Origin of the sequence: Nostocoides sp. (assembly GCF_035343835.1) — a bacterium.
Taxonomy (GTDB): Bacteria; Actinomycetota; Actinomycetes; order Actinomycetales; family Dermatophilaceae; genus Nostocoides_A; species Nostocoides_A vanveenii.
The window spans coordinates 1-4,914 of the sequence record NZ_DAOQZV010000231.1 but is presented as its reverse complement, the minus strand read 5'-3'; the positions used below and the strand labels follow the sequence as shown (position 1 = coordinate 4,914).

7 protein-coding genes are annotated in these 4,914 nt (G+C 70.2%); 3 read left to right on the top strand and 4 right to left on the bottom strand.

What is annotated here, in order from left to right; genetic code table 11:
- A partial coding sequence (locus tag PKH97_RS13620) for a DEAD/DEAH box helicase (RefSeq protein WP_324388072.1) occupies positions 1-309 on the bottom strand: 309 nt, incomplete at its 3' end.
- 185 nt (positions 310-494) lie between these two features.
- Here PKH97_RS13620 and PKH97_RS13615 point away from each other — a divergent pair.
- Positions 495-1,175, top strand: coding sequence for a ferritin-like fold-containing protein (locus PKH97_RS13615; RefSeq protein ID WP_324388070.1), 681 nt, complete (start codon positions 495-497; stop codon positions 1,173-1,175).
- A gap of 70 nt (positions 1,176-1,245) precedes the next feature.
- Here PKH97_RS13615 and PKH97_RS13610 read toward each other — a convergent pair whose 3' ends face one another.
- The 3 genes from PKH97_RS13610 to PKH97_RS13600 all read right to left on the bottom strand — a co-directional run bounded on the left by PKH97_RS13610 (position 1,246) and on the right by PKH97_RS13600 (position 2,625).
- Positions 1,246-1,524 (bottom strand): GlsB/YeaQ/YmgE family stress response membrane protein, encoded by a 279-nt coding sequence (locus PKH97_RS13610; protein ID WP_324388068.1) that lies wholly within the window; start codon positions 1,522-1,524, stop codon positions 1,246-1,248.
- 172 nt (positions 1,525-1,696) lie between these two features.
- Entirely contained in the window at positions 1,697-1,918 is a 222-nt protein-coding gene (locus PKH97_RS13605) for a DUF3107 domain-containing protein (RefSeq protein WP_324388067.1), read from the bottom strand.
- Between the two features lie 122 nt (positions 1,919-2,040).
- Positions 2,041-2,625: a TetR/AcrR family transcriptional regulator gene (locus PKH97_RS13600; RefSeq protein ID WP_324388066.1), complete on the bottom strand. Its 585-nt coding sequence runs from the start codon at positions 2,623-2,625 to the stop codon at positions 2,041-2,043.
- Between the two features lie 121 nt (positions 2,626-2,746).
- Between PKH97_RS13600 and moeB the strand changes: the two genes are divergently transcribed.
- Together moeB and PKH97_RS13590 are read left to right on the top strand one after the other, a co-directional pair.
- Positions 2,747-3,883, top strand: a complete 1,137-nt coding sequence (moeB, locus tag PKH97_RS13595) for a molybdopterin-synthase adenylyltransferase MoeB (RefSeq protein ID WP_324388065.1) — start codon at positions 2,747-2,749, stop codon at positions 3,881-3,883.
- 59 nt (positions 3,884-3,942) lie between these two features.
- A partial coding sequence (locus PKH97_RS13590) for a UvrD-helicase domain-containing protein (RefSeq protein WP_324388064.1) occupies positions 3,943-4,914 on the top strand: 972 nt, incomplete at its 3' end.

The window sequence follows — 4,914 nt, the reverse complement described above, 5'->3', positions numbered from 1 at the left end:
CTCGAGGTCGGCCGCGACCTGGACGGCGAGCTCGCGGGTCGGAGCCACGGCGAGCGCCTGCGGCGTGCCGGGGGCGGGGAGGGCGTCATACGCGGCGTCGCCGGGGACGGCGACGCGCTGCAGCATCGGGATGCCGAAGCCGAGCGTCTTGCCGGTGCCGGTCTTGGCCTGGCCGATGATGTCGTGACCCGAGAGCGCGACCGGCAGGGTCATTGCCTGGATCGGGAAGGGAGCCACGATGCCGTGCTTCGCGAGCGAAGCGACGATGTCCGGGTGGACGCCGAAATCGGCAAAAGTCTTCTCTGACAAGGAAAATCCTCGATCTTTGGGGACATCGCAAGGGATGCCACGGGCGTGGAGCCGATCGGAGGTCTTCTTCGGCAGCGAGACTCGCTGCGGCTGCCGGCGACGCGCCGACGTTGTCAGGATTCGTGCCGACCGGGCACCTTCTGTCGGACCGATTCTACCGCCCCTCGGGCAGTACGCTTTCGCACGTGCCCTCCGACCCCCTGGACGACCTCGCCTTCCGTGGGGCGGTCGGCGACGTGCTGGCCGTGCTGGCATACGGCGAGATCAGCGCGTTCTCGCGGCTGGCGACCGATGCCGATCTCGCGCCCACGCTGGCCGGCCGCGAGCAACTGGCGCGCCTGGCGATGACGGCATTCGGCAACTATGACCTGCTCGCCGGCCGCCTGCGCGAACTCGGCGTCGATCCCGAGGACGCCGTAGCGCCCTATGTCGCCAGTTTCGCTGCCTACCACGAGCGGACCAGGCCCAGCAATTGGCTCGAAGGCATCGTCAAGGCGTATGTCGGTGACGGGATCGCCACCGACTTCTTCCGCGAGATCGCGGCGTATGTCGATCCCACCTCGCGCGCGGTCATCCTTCGTGCGCTCGACGATCAGGTGCGCAGCGACCAACTGCTCGATATCGCTCGCGTGGCGCTGATCGCCGATCCGGTGGTCAGCGGGCGGCTGGCCCTGTGGGGACGGCGGTTGATGGGGGAGGCCCTGTCCCAGGCTCAGCGGGTGGCCGCGGAACGGGCGTCGCTCGCGTCCTTGCTCAGCGGCAGATTCGGCGGCCCGGGCTTCGACCTCGCCCAGTTGGGCGAGATGTTCCAGCGGCTGGCCGAACGGCATACGGACCGGATGGCGCGCCTCGGCCTTTCGGCCTGACCGGGACCCGGCGGCAGAACCACAAGCAAACGGCCGGCCCGAATCGGGCCGGCCGCTTCGATGCGCAGAGTCAGCGGCGGATCTGCCGGCCGCCCGCGAAGTTGCCATAGGCGACGATCAGGCCCGCGGCGACAGCGATGCTGATCAGCCACGCGAGCCACGGGGCGCCGCCGCTGGCGTTCTTGTAGTCGAAGACGGTCGACAAGATCAGGGTCGTGATCAGCGACCCGAGGATGCCGATGATGATGGTGACGGCCATGCTGATGTTCTGCTTGCCCGGCAAGGCGAGACGCGCCAGCGCGCCGATGATGAGGCCACCGATGATGGCGCCGATGATTGCGGTGAGCACGTCGCCGCTCCTTTCATAGGTCGCCGGTCGGGCGACTGGCGATCCGGACTATCCGGCTCGCTCCAAGAACCAACAATTGCACGCGTAGGTCTATTTCTCCGGCAGGCGGACCGGGCAACTTTTCGGCGGGTAACCCGGCCGTCGGCCCTGCCCCACAACGCCAGCGGTCCGATCAGGTGCCGAAACCGACGCGGCCCTTGGCGGACTCACCGATGTCGACATAGCCGATGACGGCGGCCGGGACGATCACGACCCGCCCGCGGGCATCCTCGAGGCGCAACGCGCCGCCGGAGCTGACGGCCTCGGTGACCGCCTGCTCGACTTCGAGCGCGGTGAGTTCGGGCTCGATGACGACCTCGCGCGCGACATTCGCGATGCCGATCTTGATTTCCATATGACCTTCTCGGGCTCGGGGGGCGGAGGCTCCGCTTGTCTTCTGGTTGGGCAACACACTTTGCCAGGTGGAGATTCCGCCCGGTCCGGGGGTCGTCCCCGAGCCTGCGAGTCGGCTCCTGCTCAGTCGGCCGACTCGGCCGAGCGCACCGGCTGACCGCCGACGCCGCGCCAGGCGAGCCGGCCGATGATGCCCACGGCAAGCTCCTTGGGTAGGGCCTGATCCTTCAGCCATGCCCGGGCTGAGACCTGGCCGAGACCGACCAAGCCCTGGGCGACCAGCCGGGCGACCTCGATCGGCAGCTGGGTGTCGAGGACGATCTGCCGGGCCAGGGCCTCGGTGCAGGCCTGCAGAGACCAGTCCAGTCGCTCGCGCACCGAGGCGACCTCGACCAGATCCGACTCGAAGACGATGCGATAGGCGGAGTCCTCGCGGGCCACGAAATCGAAGAAGGCCTCGACAACGGCATACACGCGCTGTTTGTGGTTGTCCGTGCTCCTCAGCGCCGACTCCACGACATCGACGAGCGCCTGCGTGTGCACGTCGACCACGGCGAGGTAGAGCTCGAGCTTGCCCGGAAAGTGTTGGTAGAGAACGGGCTTGGACACACCGGCGCGCTCGGCGATGTCTTCCATTCCGGTCGAGTGGTAACCCTTCTCGACGAAGACTGCCTGCGCGGCCTCCAGGAGTTGGGCTCGACGTTGCATCCGGGGGAGTCGCTGTCCGCGCGTCGTCACCCTCGCATCCGCATCGCGCGCCATGGAACTCACATTCTCGTTTGTGGGAGGGGGATAGAGGCGCACGATACCAGCCAGTAAGGTGGACGAGATGTCGAGTGCAGCCGAGCGTTCCGGTCGCGCGATGACCGGCGAGGAGCGCCGCCGGTATGCCCGCCAACTGCTCCTCCCGGGCTTCGGATCAGCCGGGCAGGACGCGCTGATCGCCGCCCGGGTGCTCGTCATCGGCGCCGGGGGACTGGGGTCGGTCACGGCCCCGTATCTCGCGGCCGCCGGGGTTGGCACCATCGGCATCGTCGACGACGACGTCGTGGACGAGAGCAATCTGCAGCGTCAACTCCTCCACGACACGGCCTCCGTCGGTATGCCGAAGGTCGCGTCCGCGGCCGCCCGACTCCTCGCCCTCAACCCACTCGTGCGCGTCGAGACGCACCCGGTGCGCCTCGACGCGGCCAATGCGGTCGAGTTGATCGGCAGCTACGACCTCGTCGTGGACGGTGCGGACAATTTCGCGACGCGTTATGTCGTCGCGGATGCGGCGGCATTGACCGGCCGGCCGCACGTGTGGGGGTCGATCTTGCGGTTCGACGGCCAGGTGAGCGTCTGGTGGCCGCCGCACGGGCCCTGCTATCGGTGCGTCTTTCCGGCCGCGCCCCCTGAGGGCAGCGTCGCGTCGTGCGCGGAGGCCGGGGTGTTCGGCTCGCTGTGTGCGGCGATCGGTTCGGTGCAGGCGAGCGAGGCCATCAAGCTGCTTTCCGGCCTGGGGGAGCCGCTGATCGGGCGGCTGCTGGTCCACGATGCCCTGGCGGCAACCTGGTCCACCGTTGCGGTCCGTGCCAACCCGCAGTGCGCGCTGTGCGGTGACCACCGGACGATCACCGCGCCGGTGTCCGCCCCCGAGGTTGTCGCCGACCAGTCCCGCCCGCGACTCGATGTCACGGGCCTGGTCACCGCGCTGAGCGACCCCGAGACGCTGCTCGTGGACGTGCGCGAGCCGGCGGAGTGGGCGACCGGGGTGATCGCCGGGGCGCGCCTGATCGCGCTGGGCGACCTCGCTGCAGCCGGACTGCCCCGCGATCGCCGCCTCGTGCTCTACTGCGCCGCCGGAGGCCGGTCGGCGCGCGGGGTCGCGACCCTCAGCGACCTCGGCTATCGATCCGTGACCGATCTCGCAGGGGGCATCACCGCCTGGGCCGCAGAGCGGCCAATCGTGGCGCCGACGGGCTGAGCCGGTCGACAACGTGCCTGGTCGGGCCGCCTGTCGGTGGCCCGTGGTGAAATCGCCGTATGCCGTCGACGTCGCCTTCGCTCGCTCCCGGGCTGCTCGCCCTGGATGCCGATCAGGCGCGCGCGGTGGCGCATCGCGGGCCTCTGCTGCGCGTTCTTGGCGGACCGGGCACCGGTAAGACGTCGCTGGCCGTGGTGATCGTGGCCGGTCGGGTGGCCTCAGGCGAGGTCGGCGCCGATCGGTGCGTGATCATCGCCGCGAGCCGGCGCTCGGCTGCCCGCGTGCGCGATGCGGTGACCCGACGGATCGGTGCGACGACGCGCGAGCCCTTGGCGCGGACCTTCCCGTCACTGGCGTTCGGCATCCTGCGTCGGGCGGCGATCCGCGACGACGCGCCCGCGCCCCGTTTGCTCACCGGACCCGAGCAAGACGCGATCCTGCGAGAGTTGCTCGCCGGCCATCGAGCCGACCCCGAGACCGCCCCCGCGTGGCCGGCGGACCAGGAGGAGGCGCTGGGCACCGACGGCTTCCGGTCCGAGTTGCGCGACCTGCTGATGCGAGCGGTCGAGTATGGCGTGGACGCGGCTGGCCTGGCTGAGCTCGGGGGTTTGCACGGGCGGGCGGATTGGGTGGCCGCAGCCCGGGTCCTCGATGAGTACGACCAGGTGACGGCCCTGTCGCGACCGGGAGCTTTCGACCCCTCCTGGCTGCTGACCGGTGCCGGCGACCTGCTGGAGGACGATCCCGAGGCGCTGGCCGGGGTCGTCGCGGACCTCGACCTGGTGGTCGTCGACGATGCGCAGGAACTGACCGCCGGGGCCGCGCGCCTGCTGCGGATCCTGGCTGCCCAGGGCGTGGAGATCGTCCTGATCGGTGACCCGGACGCCGCCGTGCAGACCTTCCGGGGGGCCGATCCGAGCTTCCTGGCCGATCGCTGGCGCGAGTTGGGGGTGGGGCCGACCGTCGTGCTCGGCACCAGCCACCGGCTCACGCCGGCCACGGCCACGGCCGCGGCGCGGGTGGCCGAGCTG

Coding starts and splice junctions, on each gene's coding strand:
- PKH97_RS13605 (WP_324388067.1), bottom strand. CDS start 1,918: ATGGAAATCAAGATCGGCATCGCGAATGTCGCGCGCGAGGTCGTCATC.
- moeB (WP_324388065.1), top strand. CDS start 2,747: ATGTCGAGTGCAGCCGAGCGTTCCGGTCGCGCGATGACCGGCGAGGAG.
- PKH97_RS13600 (WP_324388066.1), bottom strand. CDS start 2,625: ATGCAACGTCGAGCCCAACTCCTGGAGGCCGCGCAGGCAGTCTTCGTC.